The organism is Catellatospora methionotrophica (assembly GCF_011297335.1).
In the GTDB taxonomy this organism is placed as follows: Bacteria; Actinomycetota; Actinomycetes; order Mycobacteriales; family Micromonosporaceae; genus Catellatospora; species Catellatospora methionotrophica.
On the sequence record NZ_JAAOTJ010000004.1, the window covers coordinates 235,323 to 255,854 of the forward strand.

The window sequence follows — 20,532 nt, forward strand, 5'->3', positions numbered from 1 at the left end:
GCGGGACCGGGCGAATCTTGGCGGAGGAGACCGGTCCCGCGTGGCGTGTGAAGATCAGGAGTTGGCCGCATCGGCGGCGACCATGTCACGGGCCATGTACGACCAGGCCAGACGCGCCCGGCCACCGTTGTCGGAGATGTACGGCGTCGCGGTCATCTCGGTGAACTCCACCGGCGTGAACGGCGAACCCGTGACAGCGTTCGGCGGAACCGGCTGGTACGCCGCCGCGAGCTTGACCTTCGCGACCGTCTGCGCGCCCTTGAGCGACCGGTCACCGTCGATCACGGTCACCTCCCACAGCAGCTCCCCCGTCACCGGGTGCTTCTTCTGCGAACCGCGCTTGCCGTTCTCGAACTCGAACACCGGCTCGACATCCGAGTTCAGGTACGCCCCGAACGGGAACACCTGCTCGAACCGGACTGCGATCGGACCCTTCAGCATCTGCCCACTCCGTTCGATTGGCTTGGGCCTCCCAATTGGGCCGCCCACTTGGTACCTACCAAGGCTATATCACATTGGTAGGTACCACAAGGCTTGGTCCGTACCAAAACCCGGTAAGCTTCGAGGAACCTCGGAACGGCAACACTTGGAGAACCGCCATGAGCACCACACCGAGCCAGCCAGCGGAAACGCCAGTGCCGCTTCATGTGACTCTCGCCAACACGCTTCGCGACGCGATCCAGCGTGGGGAGTTCTCGCCTGGAGAACGGCTACCCGCAGAGCGCGACCTGGCCGACAAGTTCAACGCCTCCCGCACGACCGTGCGGTTGGCGCTGTCCGCGCTGAAGTCTCAGGGTCTAGTTGGCTCAGGCCAGGGACAGGGCACCTATGTCCGCAAGTCGAGGCCGATCCGAGTCATGGCGATGGACCAGGACCGCCGCGCGCGCCGGGCGGCCAACCATGCGGCCACGTTCAACGCAGAGATCGCGATGCAGGGCCGGATAGGCCGACAGGTCATCCGAGCGGTGCAGCCCGAGCCGGCGACGGCAGAGGTCGCGAAATGGCTCGGTGTGCCGGAAGGAAGCGCCGTCCTTGCCCGGCGGCGTCTCATGCTGGTCGACGAGGAGCCGTACCAGCTGGGTGACAGCTACTACCCGCATGACCTGGTGTCGGACACCCCCATCGCGGTTGCCGCGCCCGTCGAGGAAGGCGTGCTGGCCGTCCTGGAGCGTGTCCACGGCCAACCGATCTCATACTTCATCGACGAGCTGAGCTTCCGCATGCCGACGCCAGACGAGGCATCCATCCTGCGACTTGATCCGGGAGTGAGCGTGGTTCGCGTCGTTCGCATCGCCTACGACCGTGACGAAAAGCCGTTGGAAGCGTTCGATCAGCTTCTCGCGGGAGACAAGCACGTGCTCGTGTACGAGGTGTCGGCTGAATGAGCCTGATGGAGATCACCGCATCGACGCTCGAAGGTCAGCGGATTCGGCTCGAACCCCTCGCCGTCGCGCACCTGGAGTCCTTGGCGGCAGCCGCAGGGTCGGCAGAGGTCTGGACCTACCTCGACGAGGCCACGCCAGACGTCAACGCGGTCGCATCGCTCATCGCGGAGGCGCTTGAGGAGCAGGACCAGGGCGTGCGCGTGCCCTACGCCATTGTCGAACGTCAAACAGGTGCGGTGATCGGCAGCATCAGCTTCATCGACATCCAGCGGCGGCACCGCGGCGTCGAGATCGGCTGGGCATGGGTAACCCCCAGCAAGTGGCGCACCGGCGCTGCGCGCGAGGCCTCCTACCTGCTGATGCGTTACGCCTTCGACGTAGCCGGTGCGATCCGCGTCGCATTCAAGACCGACAGCCGGAACGAACGCTCACAGCGCGCCATTGAAGCCCTGGGCGCAACGCGGGAAGGGATGTTCCGCAACCACCGCATCCTGCGTGATGGCTACGTCCGTGACTCGATCTACTACAGCGTGATCGCCGAAGAGTGGCCGCAGGTGCGACGGACCTTGGAGGTTCAGCGGAGCGACGCCGAGGTGTGAGGACCATGCAGAAACGGGACCCTTCGGGGTCCCGTTTGTGTTGGTTGCTAGGCCGCTCCGTCAACCGTTCTCCAAACCAGGGGTCCCCAGAGCCACAACAGGCGGAAGGGGGAACGCTGAGCGGTGCGAGACGACACCAGCCTACGAGCCCACACCGACACCACCACGACGCAACACCGACGCCAAGACCAGTAGCCGCAACGACTCTCTGCCATGCGATCTCCCACCGCATCTCGATCACGCCGCCGACCAGCCGGCCACTCATGCCATTGGCATGTGTCGAAACTTTCCCTACGAGGTCAAGGCGGCGCTGAAGCGCCGCGCCGGGTCCGGGCACTGGGCCTCGGCGCTCTGCCTCCGGCCGCGCCAGGCCCGCGCCCGACCCGGCAGCCAGTAGCAACGCCATACCTCGACTGAGTAGATCGACATTGCCGAAGGCCAAGAGTTACCGCAGGTCAGCACTTCGATCAACGCGGTCGGTGATCGACCGGCCGACGTTGCGGCCATGGCCAGCGACGACGCGCGTCAGAGCGTGCCGAAGTGATCAAGCTAAGGATGACCGCTCAGCGAAGAGAGATGATCTTTTGTCGACAGGATGATGATAGCGACGAAGATCATTTATTGTTTGATTTATGATCATTTCTTCGCACGTCAGCCGGACTAACTGACCGCAGCTCCCGCCGCCGTCGCATCCGCGATCATCGCGGCTAGAACGGTAGACCTTGGGGCTCCGCCCCAAACCCCGGCCGACGCTCGGGGATCAGCAAGATCCCCTCAGCCTGTCGCCATAGGTAAGCACGGGGCGGGGCCACTCCGTGCCAGCCACTCCAAGATTTTTTCTAAACGCTCCGCAGAAAAAATCTTGAAGCCTCGGCAGGCACTCCGGACCCCGCCCCGTGCTTAGGCATAGCCCGCCAGTCCGAGGGGATCAGCGGCCGGCAAGTCCACTCACTTCACTCTGTACAACGTGGGCTTGCCAGGCGGCGGCTCGATTGTTCCCGCAGAGGATCCACGTGTAGAGCTTGTAACAGGTAGCACAGTTAGACCCATTAGTGCCTCAGTCAGATCTTGACGCGAAAATCCCAGATCTTTGGCGATCCGGTCGACACTCCAGCCGTCCTCTCGCGCAAGCCCCAAAATCTGCTTCAAGAGGCTTGATTGCTCCGGTTGTATTCCGTCCGGCTCGTTAGAACGAAAGCCCTTCTCGCTCAGACTCACCATCCATGAACGGTATTGCCAATCGCTGAGCCGTCCAAGCTGGTTAAGCCTACGTACCATGGCGGTTGCCGACACCAACCAATACTTCTTCAGGCGCATTACGTTCTCAAGCGTGGGCCGGCCAACAAGCTGCGGCAGCAACCCCGCCGTAGGCATCAAGAACGCGCTTGCGAAGCTGTTAGCGTCAAGTTCAAACTGTCGATTGCGATTAGTGTTGATGTCACGATGCATGCAAAGATGGCCCAACTCGTGGGCCAAATCAAAGCGGAGACGCTCGGCGCTCTTAGTTGTGTTCAAGAATATAAGCGGCAGGTCTTCATGCCAGAAGGAAAATGCGTCGACCTCTCGGTCATGACCGGGTAGACCAAATACCCGAACGCCTTTGCTCTCCAGTAGCGCGAGTAGATCCTTGATTGGTCTTGCGCCGAGTCCCCACATTGCCCTCATCGATTCCGCAGCTTCGACGGGAGATGGTTCAAGGTTCGTGATCGATGCAGTAAGTTCTTCAATCGACGGCAGGTCTACCGCAGGCGTTGCGTAACGAACGTCAATCCACGATGAGAATGTACGCATGAGGGAGGCATGGGCGAGTACCCTGTTCGCTTGACGAACAGACATGCTAGACAGAGCCCGAAAACTAACCGCTGACTCCGCCACCTCATCGATGCTGTCGCCAAAGAAGAAGGCCGCCGGAAAATCCAGTACTTGCCCGATTTTTTCAACGGGAGGTGCCTCTACACGCCCAGACTCCCAATCCGACACGGCGCGCCTACTCACACCGCACAGTTCGGCTAGACCTTCCTTTGTCAGCCCTCGGCGCTCTCTGGCAAGCCGGAGCTTATCGGGATTAAACTCCGGCTTGTAGCTACTTACGTCCAACATGGATTTGCGGTTCATCGCCATTGTCATCGTCGTGGTGGTCATCGAGCGAAATGCCGTTGAGCTGCATCGGCTCCAGAATGATCCGCTCCCTCCACAGAGCGATCTTTCCGTCAGCGCCCATCGACATCGGGAGCGAGAGCTCTCGGTATAGCGAGCCATTCCTTTCTTTCAGAAGCAAGAACCAGGTGACACAGCCCTCGTCGTCGACGGGCGGTTCAAGATCCGGACTGAGCGCCATCTGGCCCTCGATGATGTTCCGGCTAACGCGCTTCGCCGTCACGGGACCCCGCTTGCGGCGCGTCTTCGGAGGCTTAAATCCGACTACGCCGGTGTTGGCATCCCCACCGACTACCACGATCGCGATGTTGTGCCCGAGGTGGTACGAGGTCTCGTAACCCCGAGTCTGGCCGATCTGCCATTCGCGGTCGAGGGAGAGCAGCACAGTGCGGAGCCCGGCAGTCGTCTCCGCCCACAGAAGCCATCCCCCGAAGATCTTGGGGTGAGCCGGCGTGGCCCTGGCCGCGGCGTCAAGCCCCGAGCTGATAGCCGCGTCGAAGTAAGACTCGCGGAGCCCGAGATCGGCCAAGCGCCTCTGCGCCGCCTCCCCCTGAGAGACGCGGCACTCCTCGAACCAATTTCCAGACTGTGCGGGACTTACCGTCACCGGTCATCGCCTTCCTTGGGCACATCAACTTCCCGAAAAATTACCACACCTGCGGTGAGATTTGAGGAAGTTGGCCATGTGTTCGGCGAGCGCAGATGGGTGACAGGCGACGATCGCACAAAGATCTTGTGCCACTACTATGTGTAGTTGCACTTGCGGTAGTCGGCAGCGACACGCGGCCGACAGAAGCGTTGAAGGCGGGAACGCGGTGCAACTGCTGTACAGCAGCGTAATACGGCAACGATGGCGCCTTCCCTGACCGTTGCTGACGACATCAGCACCCGCGGCTCGCGCCCGACCGTCACCGACCAGCCGCATAAATCCGTAAGTTCAGGATCTGAATGCTGTGCTGGCAACGTCCAGACTGCGTCGTGTCCTCTTACGGGCTAACCCGGCGACCTGAGGTGATCCGGAACACTTGGACGTTGCCAGAGTGTCCATTGGGGTAAAATCGCAGTACGCCAGTGGGTGTCTTGCGCAAAAGAAACTTCACATCTACCCTGTGACATAGGTCACAGGGTTTCGGCGTTGCTCGCGTCTGACACGATATGTTGACTAAACGGGCAAGTACGACGGCGAACCCCTTGCGTTAGGCGCTACTCTTACGAACAGAGAAGGCCTCCTGGAGGTCTCGGGGATCAAGTCAGGTCTGTCACCAGGCCCTTTTAGCGTTTGGCTAGATGAGGCTCCCCGGGCCTCCAGGAGGCCTGACTCTTACAGGCCCTCAGCTGGCCACCATGGCAAAGCCTCAAGGCCGCCAGGTAGTGCGAATGCTTTAAACCCAGCCCCCCAGCACCGCCCGTCGGGGCGCCGGCGGATCTGCTCTCGGATCCGCATGAAGTGGTGCTCCTCGAACTGGCCAAACTCGTCGGGAGAGATCGCCGCCTTCAGCATCCCGGCATACTGGTCCGCAGCCTGAAGACCGTCATAGTCGCCGATGGCTTTGAACTTCACGTTGCCACGGTGAAGGTGCCAGGGCGCACGTCGCGTACCGCGTGATCTCGCCTGCTTGATCGCAAAGTAGGTCAAGGTGTCGGTGTGGTCGAAGCCTCTCACGTGCGCGAACTTGACCGCGATGTCACGCGGACCGTCGGGCCAGTTTCGTGCAGCGTGCAGCATCCGCTCCATCATCACGCCGGCCGCGAAGTTGTAGAACTTGGCGTGGTTCCCGTACAAGGTGGATGTCGCAGGGATTGCTGCCTTCTGGAACAGCACATAGTTGACGCGAAGCGTCGTCAGTTGGAGCAGCTCACTTGTGATCATCTGGCGTCGCGAGTACGAGCGAGCGTGCTCCGACCAGTGGAACGCTTTAACGCGCGGCACATTGATCTTGGTGCGGCAGTTGTTCATGGCCTGGTGGACAAGCGGGTCGTCCTCCTCCGGAACGATCACGCCAGCCAGTCCGAAGTAGGGCGACGACTGCGCCTTGATACCTCGGTCTCCGGTTTCGTCCACGTAGCCCAACAACAGCTTTCGCGCGTTCAACGTCGCCTGCACCTTCGTCTATGCGCATGGACCGAAGGCGGGGGCGTCTGCGTCTGAGGTCCACCATGCGCGGTGCCACACCTGCAGCACTTGCCATCCACTTTATCGTCCCGACGCGACATGGACAGCAGCATGTTGAGCCACTTGTGCTCAAGTCCGTGTGACGTTTCACGTTTCGCAGCGCAGCCCGTTGGTATTTTGCCAGGTCACAGCAATGATCGCGCCAAGAGGTGATTGTCCACAGGGGACACTTATCCACAGGGTGGCGCGTCCCGAGCTGCCTCCATGGGTGTGGTTCGGCCGCGTTCCGTTGCGCCTTCCGGCGATATACATCGAGGGAATTAACTAGATTCTCTGTGTTTTGCCAGCGTAAGACGATTGAGTGAACATCGTGGATGCAGTGGCATATCAGAAACGCGATGAGTATTCGATTAGACAGATCTAGGACAGAACAGCCTGTGGCGGCCTAGTCGTCGAGGTCCTGGGTTGTCAGTGCTTGGATACGTCGACTCGTTGCGGGAATGAAGGCTGGCAGGCGGAGAGCTGAGGGCTGCAAGCGGTAGACGTTGCGGAATCTTCTGAAGTCGAAACTGTCGTTGGCGACGAGTTCGCGGCGGCGAACGGTGATGATCCCGGCCAGCTGAAGCTCCCGCAGGCCTCTCGTGCGAGTCTCCTCCGCCAGAACGTAGGTCTGTGTGGCGTAGTCAGGTGCGATCCAAAGTTCCTCGCCCTCCGGGTCCTTGGTGCCAGTGTGCGTGTAAAGGATGATCAGCATGGCCAGGGCGGAGGCACTGAGTACGGCCATCCAGCCCGACGTCCAGAGTTCCGGCGGCAGTTGGATGTAGCGGTGTCGTCGTGCCGCAGGTGAGCCCTTCTGGCTGAGCCTGTTATACGCCGCGCCTGGAAGCTCGTAGGGCTTGCCGCGTCCATCGTCACTTAGTAGATGAACCACATTCGGAGTGCCGGCACGGTTCTCGACTTCGATGAAGCCGTTCTTCTCCAGCCATCGCACCGCGTCGGCGACCCGCCGCGCGCCAGAGTTGCTGGGGTCTTCTAGATCGAGCAACTCGGCCCACGCGCGTGCGGGATACGCCAACGAGTGTGGCGGCGCTGCCCCGAGCCACAGGTAGGACATATACAGCCTTAGCCGTACCGAGCCACCGCGGCCCCCGCGAAGCATCCGCGCTAAGGGCGTCAGCTCGCCTGAGTTGTCGGGTCGTTCGGAGAAAGACCGTCGCAGGGGCATGTTCCGGCCGTTGTTGCGCTGAGCGACCTGACCGGCGACCGCCATGGCCCGTGCGGAAGGTGTACGGGCCTCCCTGAGCGGTTTCGCGTCATCTGACGTCGCTTGCGTAGGGGCGGCCTGCTCTTGTGTGTCATCTAGCGTCATTAAATAGTCATCCTATAGTGCCCGGAGGTAGGGGGGGTGATACCCCTGCACTAACGTAGGGGTGACTACGTGTGTAGGTGTAGGTTACCCCCGCGCAACCGTACCCTGGCGGGGCTTGTAAGCGCGGCTGTTGTCCATCACTTGGTGGTAGTCTTCGTCTAGCCCGAAGCGGGAAGATCGCGCGGCGAGGGGACGTGTCCTCGCTTACCGGCCTTGATGGTTCAGGTCAGGCCAGGAACGGCGGTGCCGGTGGTGTTCCTCACCAGCGACAGAGGCGGGCCGGCACCAAGGCAGGTACGACCGCACGAGGCAGTCCTCTCCGGGTACCGACTGTGGCGCCATTCCTTCCCGGCTGCATGAGGCGGTGGGTGCTCTCAAGAGAGTGCCCACCGCCTGGTGTTTGAGAGCGTAGATCGATCTCTCCGGCTCGGCCTAGCCCTTCATGACGGTGGCACGCCACAAGTGCTGCATCGCGTCGCGTACCGCGTCCGGCGCCGGGTGTCTGATGAAGCTCTCGTCCCCATCCCAGTGGAGGCAGTCGACACCGTAGGCGTGTAGAAGCCTGATGTCGCAGGCGGCAGGCGCCGCCGGGAAGAGGGCGGTGAGCCGGTGTACGGGAACCGTCACGTTGACGGCGTAGTCCAGGAGCTGGCCGAGCGCATCGCGAACGTATCGATGGCTGGCCCCGCTCTTAGCTTCGATGATCTCGCCCTCTCTGCTCAGGTAGAGATCGGTGTGGCCGACCGCCGACCGTAGGCGGTGGTCACCGGAGCCCGAGATGCTGTGGCGGTAGCGGCTGACCAGGGCAGCCTCGGCACGGAGAACGACCACGGTGGCCGCCGCGCGCTCGTAGGTCGCTGAGGTTACGTGGCTCTTCTCGGCCTCGACGATCTCGGTAAGAACGCCCAGGGCAGCGAGCAGGTCGACTGCTGCCGACTCGTCCTGTGCGGCCACGTCCGGCTGAGGGATCAGGCCGGTCGCCAAATCGGCGGCGAGGCGGTCAGCATCGTCGATGCCGTACCCGGGAACTGTGAGTCGCAGCCGCGTCCGCTTGGTGCTGTTTCCGGCGTGGCGTGCATCCGGTGCCTGACCAACGGTCTTCTGTCGATTCGTGAGCCGCAGGCGCAGCGCGGCGACGTCGGGCACGTCCGATAGCCGGACCGGGGCGGCCAGCAGCGCGCGATCGGCCTCTGAGAGCTGCCTGCGCTGGGTGATCAGCGAGTCGACGACCGCAGCTTCGACTACGGCGCCGAGTTCCTTGAGCCGCCTTAGCAGAAGGTCGAGCGCGGCGCGGTAGTCCGTGTTGCGCTCGCCCCGGCCGGCGGCTCTCCCGCTCCTACTTTCGAGAATGACTGCAAGATGATCGCCGTCTGCCTCGACGGCGTATTCCGCATCGAGTGTCTTGCCCAGGTCGTCGATCGGCTGCATGTGGGCAAGCTTGGCATGGCGGTCAGGGAGTCATACGGAGCGGTGTTGAAGGCCGGTCCGAGAACCGTGATGTGGCGCTCCGGCGCAGCAGGGTTCGGGTGGTCCTCGGCTGTGATCTTGCGTGCGATCTGCGTGCGATTAGCCCCGGCGATCGAGGGGGGAGTGCGGTACGTCACGGTCACTCGATCGTGGTGGCCGAACCATGATGCGAAAAAGCCCCGAACCTGCGTTTCCGCAGTTCGGGGCGACAAAGCCCGGCGAAGAGCTTTGGTGGCCAGGGGCGGGGTCGAACCGCCGACCTTCCGATTTTCAGTCGGACGCTCGTACCAACTGAGCTACCTGGCCGAAACCATCCGGGGGATGGTCGAACATTGGCGGTCCTGACGGGACTTGAACCCGCGACCTCCGCCTTGACAGGGCGGCGAGCACTCCAACTGCTCCACAGGACCTTGCTACTTGCTCTTCCTTGCTCCGGAGACCTTATCAGGTCTCCGTCCGTGCCCCCAACGGGATTCGAACCCGTGCTACCGCCTTGAAAGGGCGGCGTCCTAGGCCGCTAGACGATGAGGGCGGCCGAACCATCATCGCACACAGCTGCTCAAAGCTTGCAGCTGCCCGTGATGCTGGCTGTTGCTCCCATCCGGCCCCGCCGGAGGCTCGGAAAGCATATGTGACCAGCCACCGTTCCGCCAAATCGGGGTCACAGCGTGTCGGGGAGCCGGATCAGGCGGTACTTCGCGCGCAGGCCGGAGATGATGCTGGGCAGTGCGGCCAGGGTCTGGGCGCGGTCTCCGCCGGCGTCGTGGAGCAGCACGACACCCCCGGCGCGGGTGCCCTTGACGACCCGGCTGGAGATGGTGGAGGCGGCGGGGCGGCGCCAGTCCTGCGGGTCGACGGTCCAGTGCAGGGGGCTCATGCCGAGGCTGCGGGCGACGCGTACGGCGGCCGCTGTCCAGTTGCCGCCCGGGTGCCGGAAGTAGCGGATCGGGACGCCGGGCACGGCTTCGTGGATGGCGTTGTTGGTGGCCCGCATGTTCGAGCTGATCTTGGCATCGGAGTAGGTGCCGAGCTTGAACTCGTGGTTCCAGCTGTGGTTGCACAGGGTGTGCCCGTCGGCGACGATCCGCCGGACCAGGTCCGGGTGTCCCTTGACCTGGGTGCCGACCAGGCAGAAGGTGGCCTTGACGCCCCTGGCGCGCAGCGCGTCGAGAACGCGGGGGGTCCAGGTCGGGTGCGGGCCGTCGTCGAACGTCAGCGCTACGCCGGACGAGCCGCTGGTGCGCTGGAGGACGTATGACTTCTCGGTGGTGGGCCGGGTGGTCGGCGTCTTGCTGGGAGTGGGGCTCGCCGACGGGCTGGGACTGGGCGACGGGCTCGGCGAGGGTGACGGCGAGGCCGAGGGTGAGTTGGACGGTGACGGTGCGGCGGTGGGTGATCCGCCGCCGCAGCCCGTTGCCGCCAAGAGTGTGAAACCGGTCACCACGACGACGAGGCCGTGGGCGCGCCGCAGCTCCATCGCCGCTCCCCAGGTCGGTCCACCCCCGTGGAGACCTCAGGGTGCCACAGTCACGCTCGTGGCGAAATGGGGCGAGGATTGCGGTTCAGGGCACCTCGCCGAGCGCGGGGACCGCCACCGCGGTGACCCCGGCGAGCCAGGGGGCGTAGTCGTCGGGACGTTCGTCCAGCGAGGCGAGCAGATCGGTGGGGTGCACCCAGCGCAGCGCCGCGACCTCGGCCGGATCGGGGCGCGGGGGCTCCGTGCCGGGGCCGAGGATGCCGAGCAGCACGTGGTCGTACTCGTCCTCGACGCGGTCGGTGGACGGGTCGACGGCGCGGTAGGCGTACACGCCGATCTCGGTGAGGGTGACGCCGCGCACGCCGATCTCCTCCGCCAGGCGGCGGGCGGCGGCGGTGACCAGGTCCTCGCCGGGGCCGGGGTGGCCGCAGGCCGCGTTGGCCCAGCGCAGCGCGAACCGGGTCTTCACGGCGGCGCGCTGCTGGAGCAGCAGGCGGCCCTGCGCGTCGAGCAGGTGCACCGAGAAGGCGCGGTGCCGGATGCCGGGGGCGGTGTGCGCGTGGGAGACGGTGGCCTTGCCGCAGGGCGCGCCGTTGTCGTCGACCAGCTCGACCAGATCTTCTTCCCGTGACCTCATGCGCGTGCTCCGACCACTCGGCGGGCCGCGGAACGGCCCGAGATCAGCACCATGGGAACGCCGACGCCGGGGCGGGTGCCGGACCCGGTGAAGACGACGTTACTCAGGGTTGGATGAAGGTTACCCGGTCGCAGGGGCCCGCTCTGACGCAGCGTGTGGGCGCTGGCGAACGGCGTGCCGTGGGCCATGCCCTGGCGGGCCCAGTCGTCGGGGGTCACCACATAGGACAGCGCCAGGTCGGCGCCGATGTCGAGATAGCCCCGGGCTTCGAGGGTGGCCAGCAGCTCCCCGGCGTAGCGGCGGCCGACCGGCCCGTCCCAGCGCACGGGTGCGGTGCGCAGGTTCGGCACGGGCGCGACCACCTGGTAGGTCTGGCGGCCGGGCGGGGCGGCCGTGGGGTCGGTCCGGCTCGGGTTGGTGACCAGGATCGACGGGTCGCTCATCAGCTCGCCACGGTTGACGACCTCGTCGAAGGTCTGCCGCCAGGAGCGGCCGAAGTGCAGGTTGTGGTGGGCGATGCGCTGGTAGCCGCCACGGTCGTCGCGGGTGCCCAGGTGCAGCACGACGCACGACGGCGACGGGGTCAGCCGCCGCAGCCGGGCGGGCGGCAGGCCGGGCAGCAGCCCGTACGCGGCGGGCAGGTCGGGGTTGAGCACGATGGTGTCGGCGGTCAGGCGCTCGCCGTCGGCGGTGTGCACCGCGACGGCCCGCCCCGCGCGGGTCTCCACCGAGGTCACGTCGGTGTGGTAGCGGAAGTTCACGCCGTGCTTCTCGGCCGCGGCGGCCAGCGCCTTGGGGACCGCGTTCATGCCGCCGCGCGGGTACCAGACCTCGGTGACGGTGTCCAAGTAGGACGCGGACTGGTGGTCGCGGCCGGTGAACAGGTTGCGGAAGGAGAACAGCCGCTGCGTACGCGGGTCGTCGAAGAACTCGGTGAGCCGCCGCCGGGCCCCCTCGGTGGCCAGGGTGCGCCAGTGGCCGGCCGGGTCGCGCCGCTCGAACTGCTGGAGCCGCCGCGCCCAGCGCAGGAAGCGCAGGTAGCCTGCGGCCTCCTTGCCGCCGCAGAGCTTCGCGATGGCCGCGACCATCCTGTCCGTGTCGGCGTGCACGTCCAGCGTGGTGCCGTCGGGGAAGTGGGCCCGGTAGGCCGGGTCGAGGCGGATCAGCTCGATCCAGTCGTGCAGGTGCTCGCCGACCGCGGCCAGCGGTTCGGCCAGCAGGTCCGGTGCGGTGATCATCGTGGGGCCGGTGTCGAACCGGTGCCCGTCGAGTTCCAGCACGCCGACCTGGCCGCCGGGGTTGCCGGAACGCTCGATCACGGTCACCTCGCGGCCTGCCCCGGCGAGGTGCAGCGCGCAGGACAACCCACCCAATCCTGCGCCGACGACAATCACATGATTTGTCGGCCCCATTACGCTTCGCACGAAATCATGGTGGCACGTTCGGCCGGACTGACACGCCAAACAGGCGGCGATGTGTGCCGTTTGCCCGATATCTGACATGTCGCGAAAAGCCCTCCGCCGCACCCGGATCGGTGCGATACCGGTCGGACCGACCGGCGATCCGGGCGCGACGGAGGGTTGTTCATGCAGGTCAGTGAGGTTCGCCGACGATGATGCCGCGGCCGTTGGTGCCCACGTAGACCCGGCCGTGCACCCGCGGGTCGCCGATGACGACCGCCCCGGTCCACGCCCACTGGTGGCGGTCGTCGTTCAGCCGGATCCAGTGCCGTCCGGCGTCGTCGGAGCGGAAGATCCCACGGACCCCGCGGACCTTGGCGCTGGTGAAGATCGCCGGATACGGCCGGTGCGGGGCGGCCTTGCCGAAGCCCACGTTGTCGGCCTCGTCCACGCCCGCGACCTGTGTGAACGTGCTGCCGCCGTCGGTGGAGCGCCACATGCCGTACACCCCGCCGGTCTTGCCGCCCGCCAGCCAGATGTGCCCGGCGAACCCCGGCACCGCCTGGAAGCGCACATCGCCCTCGGCGGGCAGGCCGGTCGCCCCGGCGGTGAAGGTGGCCCCGCCGTCCGCGCTGACGTGGAACGTCCCGGCGGCGAAGGCGTACATCCGGGCGGGGTCGACCCGGTCCGCCTCGACCCGTACCCCGGCGGGCACGCCTGAGCTGGGCGCCCAGGTCGCGCCGCCGTCGGTGGAGCAGTGCACGGCCACGCCGTCGGGCGACCAGAGCACGCGGGTGCCTTCGGCGTTCACCGCGACCTTGCCGCCGCCGGTGATGCCGTCCGGCTGCGACGCCGCCGGGGTCCAGGTCGCGCCGCCGTCGTACGAGATGCCGAAGCGCTCGCCGCCCGTCGGGTTGCCCACCCGCACCACCGTGCCCGGCACCAGCGCGGCGAAGTCCAGGCCGGTGGTGCTGCCGTGGGTGGGATTGGCGAACATCAGGCCCGGCTGCGCGAAGTCGTGGTGCACGAAGCCGCCCACGTCGCCGAGCGCCGAGATCAGGTGCGCGCCCACCGGCGGGCTGACCAGGTCGAGCACCGCCGTCTCCTCCAGGCCACGGGCCCGCACCTCGATGTGTACGGTCCCGCCGGTGTCCCAGTCGGTGAGGTTGTCCGTCGCGTAGACCGTCGCACCGGTGCCGTAGAGCAGCCGGTCCGAGTCGAACGGGTCGATCTCCAGGGACTCCGTCATCCAGCCCAGCTTCGGTGCCTCCTCCGGCAGCGGCGGGGTCGCGTTCCAGGTCAGCCAGGGCGCGTCGGTGATGTCGAGGTCGTAGCGCTTGATCCGGTTCGGCCAGTCGCCCCAGTCCCACGACCGGGTCCAGCTCGCGCCGCCGTCGGTGGTGCGGAAGAACACCACATCCGGCCACCAGGCGATCTGCGTGGCGACGAGCAGAGTGCCGGGGCGCTGCCGGTCGATCGTCAGACCGGAGTAGCCCCAGCCGCCGTTCTCCGGGGTCACGTCGGTCCAGGCGTCGGTGGCCGTGTCGAGCTTCCAGACCTTGCCCGAACCGCCGTCGTACGGCCCGCCGGTATCACTGGTGGCCAGGTAGAGGTACCCGCCCACGTGGTCGAGCACGCCCTTGTGCGGCACGTGCCCGGTCGGCGCGCCCGGCACCGCGGCCCAGCTGACCCCGCCGTCGGTGGAGCGGTAGAGCGGGTTGTCCTTGTCGGCCACGCCCGCGTAGATCGTCTGCGTGCGCCGCCGGCGGCCCCCGGTACGCGGGTCGAACACCACCCAGACCACGCCCTGCAGGTCGCTGGAGTAGCCGCTGGTGTCGTTCGGGTCCGCCCGGTACGTGCCCGGATTCGGGAACGCGGTGACCCGCGCCCAGCGCTCGCCGTGGTCGGTGCTGCGCCACAGCCCTTGCCCGCTCGGCGCGCCCAGGTAGAGCACCTCGTTGCGGTGCGGGTCGATGGCCAGGCGCTCGCCCATGCCCCGGCCAGGCATGTTGCCGCCCAGCTTGAACGGCAGCTCGGTGACCTTCCAGGTGCGGCCCCGGTCACGCGAGCGCAGGATCGCCCCGTTGTTCGGGTCCCAGTCGTTGGTGTACGTCCCGACGGCCGCGTATACCCGGTCCGGGTCGCGGGCGTCGGTGGCCAGGCTCGCCACCCCCGACCAGCCCCACTTCTCCCAGCCCACCCAGTCCAGCAGCGGCACCCACCGGCTCGTGGACGGCTGCCAGCGGTACGCCCCGCCGATGTCGGTGCGGGCGTACACCAGGCCGGGTTCGGACTGGTTGAACACGATGCCGGGGACGAAGCCGCCACCGACGACCTCGACGTTGTCCCAGCGGTAGCCCCTGCCCCCGGCCAGCGCGGGCGCGCCGAGCAGACCCGCTCCGGCGGCGACGCCGACCGCTCCGGCCGCGCCCAGCAGGCCGCGCCGGGAGATCCGTGCCTCGTTCATTCTGCTTCCTCTCCACGCACGAGCGAGGCGTCCCCCGGCTGGGGGACGCCTCGGTTCTCAGGGGGCGATCACAGCGCCGTGCAGGTCACCGGCGACGGGATCGGGTTGGAGCTGCTGTTCCAGGAGGCGTTGAAGCCCGCCGTCGTACTGGCCGCGGGCGCGAGCGCGCCGTTGTAGCCCTCGTTGACGGCCTGCACCGCGGACCCGGTCTGGGTCTTGACGCCGCCCCACATCTGCGAGATGACCTGTCCGGCGGTGAAGGTGAAGTTGACCCGCCAGCCGGTCGTGGCGACCGTGCCGGTGCTGGTCACCTTCAGCTCACCGGTGAACCCGCCGGGCCAGGAGTTGAGCACCTGGTACGTCGCCGTACACGCCTTGCCGCCCGGCCCGGACGGGCTGGGTGAGGCCGACGGCGACGCCGACGGGCGCGGTGACGCGCTGGGCGAGGCGGACGGCGACGGGGATGCCGAGGCCGACGCCGACGGGCTCGCGGGCGGGCTCGACGGGGTCACCGTGGAATCGCCGTAGATGATGCCCCGTCCGTTGGTGCCCAGGTAGACGCGGCCGTACGTGCGCGGGTCGCCGGTGATCGCGTCGCCGGCGTTGCCGTACTGGTGCTGCGCGTCGTTGATGCGGACCCAGGTCGCGCCGACGTCGTTGGAGCGGTACACGCCGCGTACGCCGTCGATGGTGGCCATGGTGTAGACCGCCATGTTGGTGCGGCCCGGGGCGGCCTTGCCGAAGCCGATGCCCACGCCGCTGGCCGACGCGGCGAACTTGGTGAACGACGTGCCCGAGTTCGTCGACCGGTACACGCCGGTCTCCCCGGCCAGCCAGATCTCGCCCTCGACGCCCGGCATCGCCTTGAAGTTGCCGGTCGCGCCCAGCCCGGTGGCGGTGCTCGTGAAGCTCTGCCCGCCGTTGGTGCTCACGTAGAAGGTGCCGTTGTACAGGGCGTAGAACTTGTTCGGGTTGACCCGGTCCGACTCGACCTTCGCCGTGGCGGGCGCGCCGGTGGCCTGGCTGAAGCCGCCGCCGAAGCTGGTGGCGTAGAAGACGCCGTTGGCCTCGGTGCTCCACACCACGCGGGTGCCGTTGGCGTTGAGCGCTACGGTGCCGCCCTGCGCTCCGCTCGGCGAGCCGCCCGACCACCAGTTCGCGCCGCCGTCGGAGGACACGCCGATGTTGGTCTGCCCGTTGGCGGTGCGCGCGCCCTTGCCGACCCGGACCACGTAACTCGGGTTCAGCTCGGCGTAGTCGAGGCTGTTCGTGCTGCCGAAGTACGGCATGTCGAACATGTCGGGGACGACGTCCAGGCTGGTGTGCCGGAAGCCGCCGATGTCGCCGACGCCGGAGATCAGCGGAGCGCCGCCGGTCGGCGGGCTGATCAGGTCCAGCACCGCGGTCTCCTCCAGGCCCTTGATGAACGGGCTCAGGGCGACCGTGCCGCCGGTGTCCAGCGCGGTGAGGTTCGTGGTCCCGTAGATCGTCGCGCCGGTTCCGAACAGCATCCGGTTGGCGTTGAACGGGTCGATCTCCAGCGCCTCGGTCATCCAGCCCAGCTTCGGCGACTGCTCGGGGGCCGACTTCTGCTCGTTGAAGTCCAGCCACGGCACGCCGGAGATGTTCAGCGTGTAGCGGTTGGTCCGGTTCGGCCAGGCGTAGTCGTAGAACTGCCGCCAGGTCGCGCCGCCGTCGGTGCTGCGCCAGATGAACGTGTCCGGATACCAGGAGCTGTAGGCGGTGACCATCAGCGTGTTCGGGTTCTGCCGGTCGACCGACAGGCCCGAGTAGCCGAAGTAGTTGTTGCCCGTGTCGCTCGACGGGACCGGGCTGATCTGGGTCCACGCGCCGGTCGACAGCTGCATCTTCCACACGTCGCCGTGGCCGCCGTCGTACGGGCCGCCCTTGTCGCTGGTGGTGATGTAGAGGTAGCCGCCCGCGATCTCGCCCTGGTGGGCCAGGTAGCCGGTCGGCTGGTTGGCCACGCGCTCCCAGCTGGTGCCGCCGTTGAGGCTGCGGTACACGGTGTTCTGCAGGTCCGCGACGTCCACGTAGATCGTCTGCGTGGTGCTGCCCGCGCTGCCGGTGGACTTGTCGAAAGCCACCCAGCCGATGCCCTGGCTGTAGTTCAGGTAGTCGTTGGTGTCGGCCGGGTCCTGCACGTAGTTGCCCGCGTTCGGGAAGTTCGTGACCTTCGACCAGGTCACGCCCGAGTCGGTGCTGCGCCACAGGCCGTTGCCGGCCTCCGCGCCGAAGTACAGCGTGCTGTTGCGGTTCGGGTCGACGACCAGGCGCTCACCCATGCCGCGGCCGGGCATGTTCCCGCCGACCTTGAACGGCAGCGTGGTGGCGGCCCAGGTGGCGCCCTTGTCCGAGGAGCGCAGGATGGCGCCGTTGTTCGGGTCCCAGCTGTTGAGGTACATGCCGACCGCGGCGTACACCTTGCTGGTCTGCACCGGGTCGGTGGCCAGGCTGAGCACGCCGTTGTAGTTCCAGTGGTCCCAGCCCGCGAAGTCCAGCAGCGGGATCCAGCTGCTCGTGGACTGGTTCCAGCGGTACGCGCCGCCGATGTCGGTGCGCGCGTAGATCAGGTTCTGCTCGGTCGGGTTGAAGATGATGCCGGGCACGAACCCGCCACCGTCGATACGAACGTTCTTCCAGGTGTACGGCTCGGACGAGGCGGCCGCGGCCGGGGTGCCCCCGGCCAGCTGGGTGACGACCGCCAGCGCGCCCGCCGTCAGGGTGGCGGCGAGGGTCCCGGCGAGGGTGCGGGTTCTTCGGGCACGGGGTTGCATCTGTGGCACTCCAGTGGGGGACGGTGCCGCTGGCGCACAGGTGACGGGGCGGGTCCCGGGCAGTGTTCACCGCCGCACCGCCTGTGCCGGCAACGGCGACAGAACGTGCGAATGCGTGGCGCGGGACTGCCCTCGGTTGCGCGCACCGGTCCCGTGGAGAGGTTCACACGCCCGTCACAGGCATGTCAATAGTTTGATGTGCCAACGAACTCGTGTCCGATGTGCCCCTTCGGTGGGCTCGCGGCAGACCCGGCCCCTTAGATCACATAGGAGACAATGGCTAGGTGCGGCTTGCTCGGGCGTTGTAAGGTCTGCCCGCGATCCCTCAACCCCTCCGGAGCTCGCTCATGAGTGAATACACCCCTCAGGTGAACCTGGTCAGCCGCACCGGCGCCGGCGTGGTCGGCGGTGTCGCCGGCGGCCTGTTCCTGGCGCTCGCGCTGCAGATCACCAGCCACATCAAGCCGTACGCCCAGCTCGTCGGCGAGGTCGAGGCCTCGACGGCATGGGTCATGGTGCTGATGGTGGCCGGCGCGGCCGGCGGCCTGTTCGGCGCGTTCGTCGGCAAGTTCATCCGCGGCCAGATCGTCCCCGCGGTCGGTGTCGGCCTGGTCTGGGGCATGATCACCTGGCTGGTGCTGGCAATGCTGATCCTGCCGCTGTTCGGCGACGGTGCCGTCTTCGGCATCAAGGACGCCGGTGGCATCGTCATCCTCGGCGTCTACGTCGTCTTCGGCGTCATCACGTCGATCGTGTACGCCATCGCCGGCCCGCGCCGCCGCCACCACTACCGCCGCCGCCGCGAGGTCGGCTTCGTGATGGCCATGCCGTCCATCCGCCGCCGCCGCAGCCGGTCGCGCCGCTCCGACGAGGACCTCGTCGAAGAGCTCGAAGACTGAGACAGCAGCAGGGCACCTTCCCTGGCGTTCCGCGTCGGGGAAGGTGCCCTTCTTCGCGTCTAGAGGTTGCGGGCGATCTCCGCGAGCACGTCGGAGGGGACCTCCACGACGGTCTCGTGTGCCGGGATGTCGAGCTGACCCAGCGCCTCCGGGTCGGTGACCCGCCACCCCTGGACCACGAACGTGTCCCGGTCGGTCCGGTACAGCGACGGGCAGTTGGTGTCTCCGGACAGCACGGTCTTGCGGATGAACGTGAGCTGCACTGATCCCCCTGGCTAGACGGCACGGGCGTATCGTTAGCTTAGCGAAGCAAAGTGCGCAAACCGGGTAAGTCGGGCGGCAAGTGTCTCCCCGGTGGCGCGCCTGCGCCTGCTCCCTCGACGCCAACCGCCGCCACAGCCGTCAACCGCGCCGGACTGCCCACAGCGCCGCCTCGGTCCGTGAGGCCGAACCCGTCTTGCGCAGCAGGTTCGACACGTGCACGGCGACCGTCCGGATCGAGATGTCCAAGGTGCGGGCCATCTGCTTGTTGGACATGCCCGCCGCAAGGCAGTCCAGCACCTCCCGCTCCCGCACTGTCAGCTCGGCCGACTCGCGCACGTCCCACCCGGCCGATACCGCGCCCGGCCGCAGATGAGCCGGCATCGGCTCGTCAAGCAGTGCCTGCGGACCCCGCCCGGCCGTCGCCGCCAGCAACTCCACCAGCCAGTACGGGTTGCCGCCGGTCCGCTCGCAGACCGCCCCGGCCAGGTGCTCCGGAACCGGGCCGTGCACCTGGGTGACGATCCGCGCGACATCGTCCGGCACCAGCGGGCCGAGGTGCTGACGGACCGCCCCCGGTGCGCCCGACAGCCGCGCCAGCGTCCGAGCGACCAGCTCCGGCGAGTCAGCGGCATCCGGCGGGCGGCTGGTCGCCAGGATCAGTGCGGGCAGGTCCGGCGCGGCCGCCAGCTCGCCGACCAGGTTCAGGCTGGCCGGGTCCAGCGCGTGCAGATCCTCGACGACCAGCACCGCCGGCCCGGTCCCGACCAGCGCCCGCACCGTACGCACCGCGAGCCGCAGCAGCGCGCCGGGGGCGTACCGCTCGCTCGGCGCGTGCGGGTCCTGCGCCAGCCAGGCCAGTCCGTCCGCGGGCACCGGCAGCTCGCGGGTGTCCCGCCCGCACAGCACCGCCGCCAGCCAGTCATAGGGCGCGGGCGTATGCAGCCGCGCCACGCCGTACAGCACCGTGGCCGGACCCGGCGAGAACGCCGCGAGCGCGCTGGTGACCAGCCGGGACTTGCCGATCCCGGCCGCGCCGGTGATCGACACCACTGTGGCGGGCGTGGGACCGCCGTCCCGGACACGGGACCACCGCCGGACGAGCTCTGCCAGCTCGGCCGCGCGTCCCACCATCGGCACCGGCGTCATCGGTTCACCATACGTACCAACGTCACGGCCACTACTGCTGACCTGCGAGCGCTCGCGCCCAACGGGACGGCCGCCCATCACCGACCGACTGGCGGGGCCTCGCGACCCGGCCCCGCCGCGACGCGCCCGATGCATGACCCAGGGAGCGGTGTCCTTTGACACGCCGCGACCCCGGACCCGGACAGTACCGAACCGGCCCACGTCCGCTGCCTGTGGCCGCAGCCCTGCAAAGATGCAGCTCAGAGTGGATCACTGCGGCCCCGGCCGGGGCGCGGCGAGCACTCGACGGCCGAGATCCCGCAGGGATAAGTACTACTGCTTAAAGACAAACCGCGTCTCAGTAGGCAGGCTATG

Annotated in this window: 16 protein-coding genes and 3 tRNA genes; 3 read left to right on the top strand and 16 right to left on the bottom strand. The window is 67.1% G+C overall.

Features of this window, described 5'->3' with window-relative positions:
• Positions 1-54: 54 nt before the first annotated feature.
• Positions 55-441, bottom strand: a complete 387-nt coding sequence (locus tag HAV40_RS13735; protein ID WP_166381349.1) for a plasmid replication, integration and excision activator — start codon at positions 439-441, stop codon at positions 55-57.
• A 158-nt stretch (positions 442-599) separates the two neighbouring features.
• Between HAV40_RS13735 and HAV40_RS13740 the strand changes: the two genes are divergently transcribed.
• The gene (locus HAV40_RS13740; protein WP_166381350.1) at positions 600-1,385 is read left to right on the top strand and encodes a GntR family transcriptional regulator; all 786 of its coding nucleotides are present in this window, start codon (positions 600-602) and stop codon (positions 1,383-1,385) included.
• Positions 1,382-1,984 carry a GNAT family N-acetyltransferase gene (locus HAV40_RS13745; protein WP_166381351.1) on the top strand — a complete coding sequence of 201 codons (603 nt, stop codon included), beginning with the start codon at positions 1,382-1,384 and terminating at the stop codon, positions 1,982-1,984. Before HAV40_RS13740 ends, HAV40_RS13745 begins: the two co-directional genes overlap by 4 nt.
• Positions 1,985-2,932: 948 nt before the next feature.
• On the opposite strand, the gene HAV40_RS13750 is transcribed toward HAV40_RS13745, so the two are convergent.
• The 13 genes from HAV40_RS13750 to HAV40_RS13810 form a co-directional block, all read right to left on the bottom strand.
• Positions 2,933-4,126, bottom strand: a complete 1,194-nt coding sequence (locus HAV40_RS13750; RefSeq protein ID WP_166381352.1) for a helix-turn-helix domain-containing protein — start codon at positions 4,124-4,126, stop codon at positions 2,933-2,935.
• On the bottom strand, positions 4,068-4,670 hold the full coding sequence (locus HAV40_RS13755) for a hypothetical protein (RefSeq protein ID WP_166381353.1): 603 nt from the start codon (positions 4,668-4,670) through the stop codon (positions 4,068-4,070). The genes HAV40_RS13750 and HAV40_RS13755 overlap by 59 nt, the downstream gene beginning before the upstream one ends.
• A gap of 792 nt (positions 4,671-5,462) precedes the next feature.
• Entirely contained in the window at positions 5,463-6,233 is a 771-nt protein-coding gene (locus HAV40_RS13760; RefSeq protein WP_166381354.1) for a DUF3800 domain-containing protein, read from the bottom strand.
• Positions 6,234-6,699: 466 nt separating this feature from the next.
• Positions 6,700-7,368 carry a hypothetical protein gene (locus HAV40_RS13765; protein WP_166381355.1) on the bottom strand — a complete coding sequence of 223 codons (669 nt, stop codon included), beginning with the start codon at positions 7,366-7,368 and terminating at the stop codon, positions 6,700-6,702.
• A gap of 687 nt (positions 7,369-8,055) precedes the next feature.
• Entirely contained in the window at positions 8,056-9,051 is a 996-nt protein-coding gene (locus tag HAV40_RS13770; protein ID WP_166381356.1) for a hypothetical protein, read from the bottom strand.
• Positions 9,052-9,319: 268 nt separating this feature from the next.
• Positions 9,320-9,396: transfer RNA gene (locus tag HAV40_RS13775), tRNA-Phe, on the bottom strand.
• Between the two features lie 27 nt (positions 9,397-9,423).
• Positions 9,424-9,500: transfer RNA gene (locus HAV40_RS13780), tRNA-Asp, on the bottom strand.
• Between the two features lie 49 nt (positions 9,501-9,549).
• Positions 9,550-9,622 (bottom strand) — tRNA-Glu (locus HAV40_RS13785).
• Positions 9,623-9,751: 129 nt separating this feature from the next.
• Positions 9,752-10,567 carry a polysaccharide deacetylase family protein gene (locus tag HAV40_RS13790; protein ID WP_166381357.1) on the bottom strand — a complete coding sequence of 272 codons (816 nt, stop codon included), beginning with the start codon at positions 10,565-10,567 and terminating at the stop codon, positions 9,752-9,754.
• Positions 10,568-10,652: 85 nt separating this feature from the next.
• Positions 10,653-11,204 carry an isopentenyl-diphosphate Delta-isomerase gene (idi, locus tag HAV40_RS13795; RefSeq protein WP_166381358.1) on the bottom strand — a complete coding sequence of 184 codons (552 nt, stop codon included), beginning with the start codon at positions 11,202-11,204 and terminating at the stop codon, positions 10,653-10,655.
• On the bottom strand, positions 11,201-12,628 hold the full coding sequence (gene crtI / locus HAV40_RS13800; RefSeq protein WP_203671184.1) for a phytoene desaturase family protein: 1,428 nt from the start codon (positions 12,626-12,628) through the stop codon (positions 11,201-11,203). Before crtI ends, idi begins: the two co-directional genes overlap by 4 nt.
• A gap of 169 nt (positions 12,629-12,797) precedes the next feature.
• Positions 12,798-15,071 (bottom strand): WD40/YVTN/BNR-like repeat-containing protein, encoded by a 2,274-nt coding sequence (locus tag HAV40_RS13805; RefSeq protein ID WP_166381360.1) that lies wholly within the window; start codon positions 15,069-15,071, stop codon positions 12,798-12,800.
• 68 nt (positions 15,072-15,139) lie between these two features.
• Entirely contained in the window at positions 15,140-17,869 is a 2,730-nt protein-coding gene (locus tag HAV40_RS13810) for a cellulose binding domain-containing protein (RefSeq protein WP_166381361.1), read from the bottom strand.
• Positions 17,870-18,216: 347 nt separating this feature from the next.
• Between HAV40_RS13810 and HAV40_RS13815 the strand changes: the two genes are divergently transcribed.
• Complete coding sequence (locus HAV40_RS13815; protein ID WP_166381362.1) at positions 18,217-18,768, top strand: hypothetical protein; 552 nt, start codon at positions 18,217-18,219, stop codon at positions 18,766-18,768.
• A gap of 59 nt (positions 18,769-18,827) precedes the next feature.
• Here the strand turns inward: HAV40_RS13815 and HAV40_RS13820 are convergent, their stop codons facing one another.
• Positions 18,828-19,031 carry a hypothetical protein gene (locus HAV40_RS13820; protein WP_166381363.1) on the bottom strand — a complete coding sequence of 68 codons (204 nt, stop codon included), beginning with the start codon at positions 19,029-19,031 and terminating at the stop codon, positions 18,828-18,830.
• A gap of 139 nt (positions 19,032-19,170) precedes the next feature.
• Positions 19,171-20,178, bottom strand: a complete 1,008-nt coding sequence (locus tag HAV40_RS13825) for a helix-turn-helix transcriptional regulator (protein ID WP_166381364.1) — start codon at positions 20,176-20,178, stop codon at positions 19,171-19,173.
• Positions 20,179-20,532 lie beyond the last annotated feature (354 nt).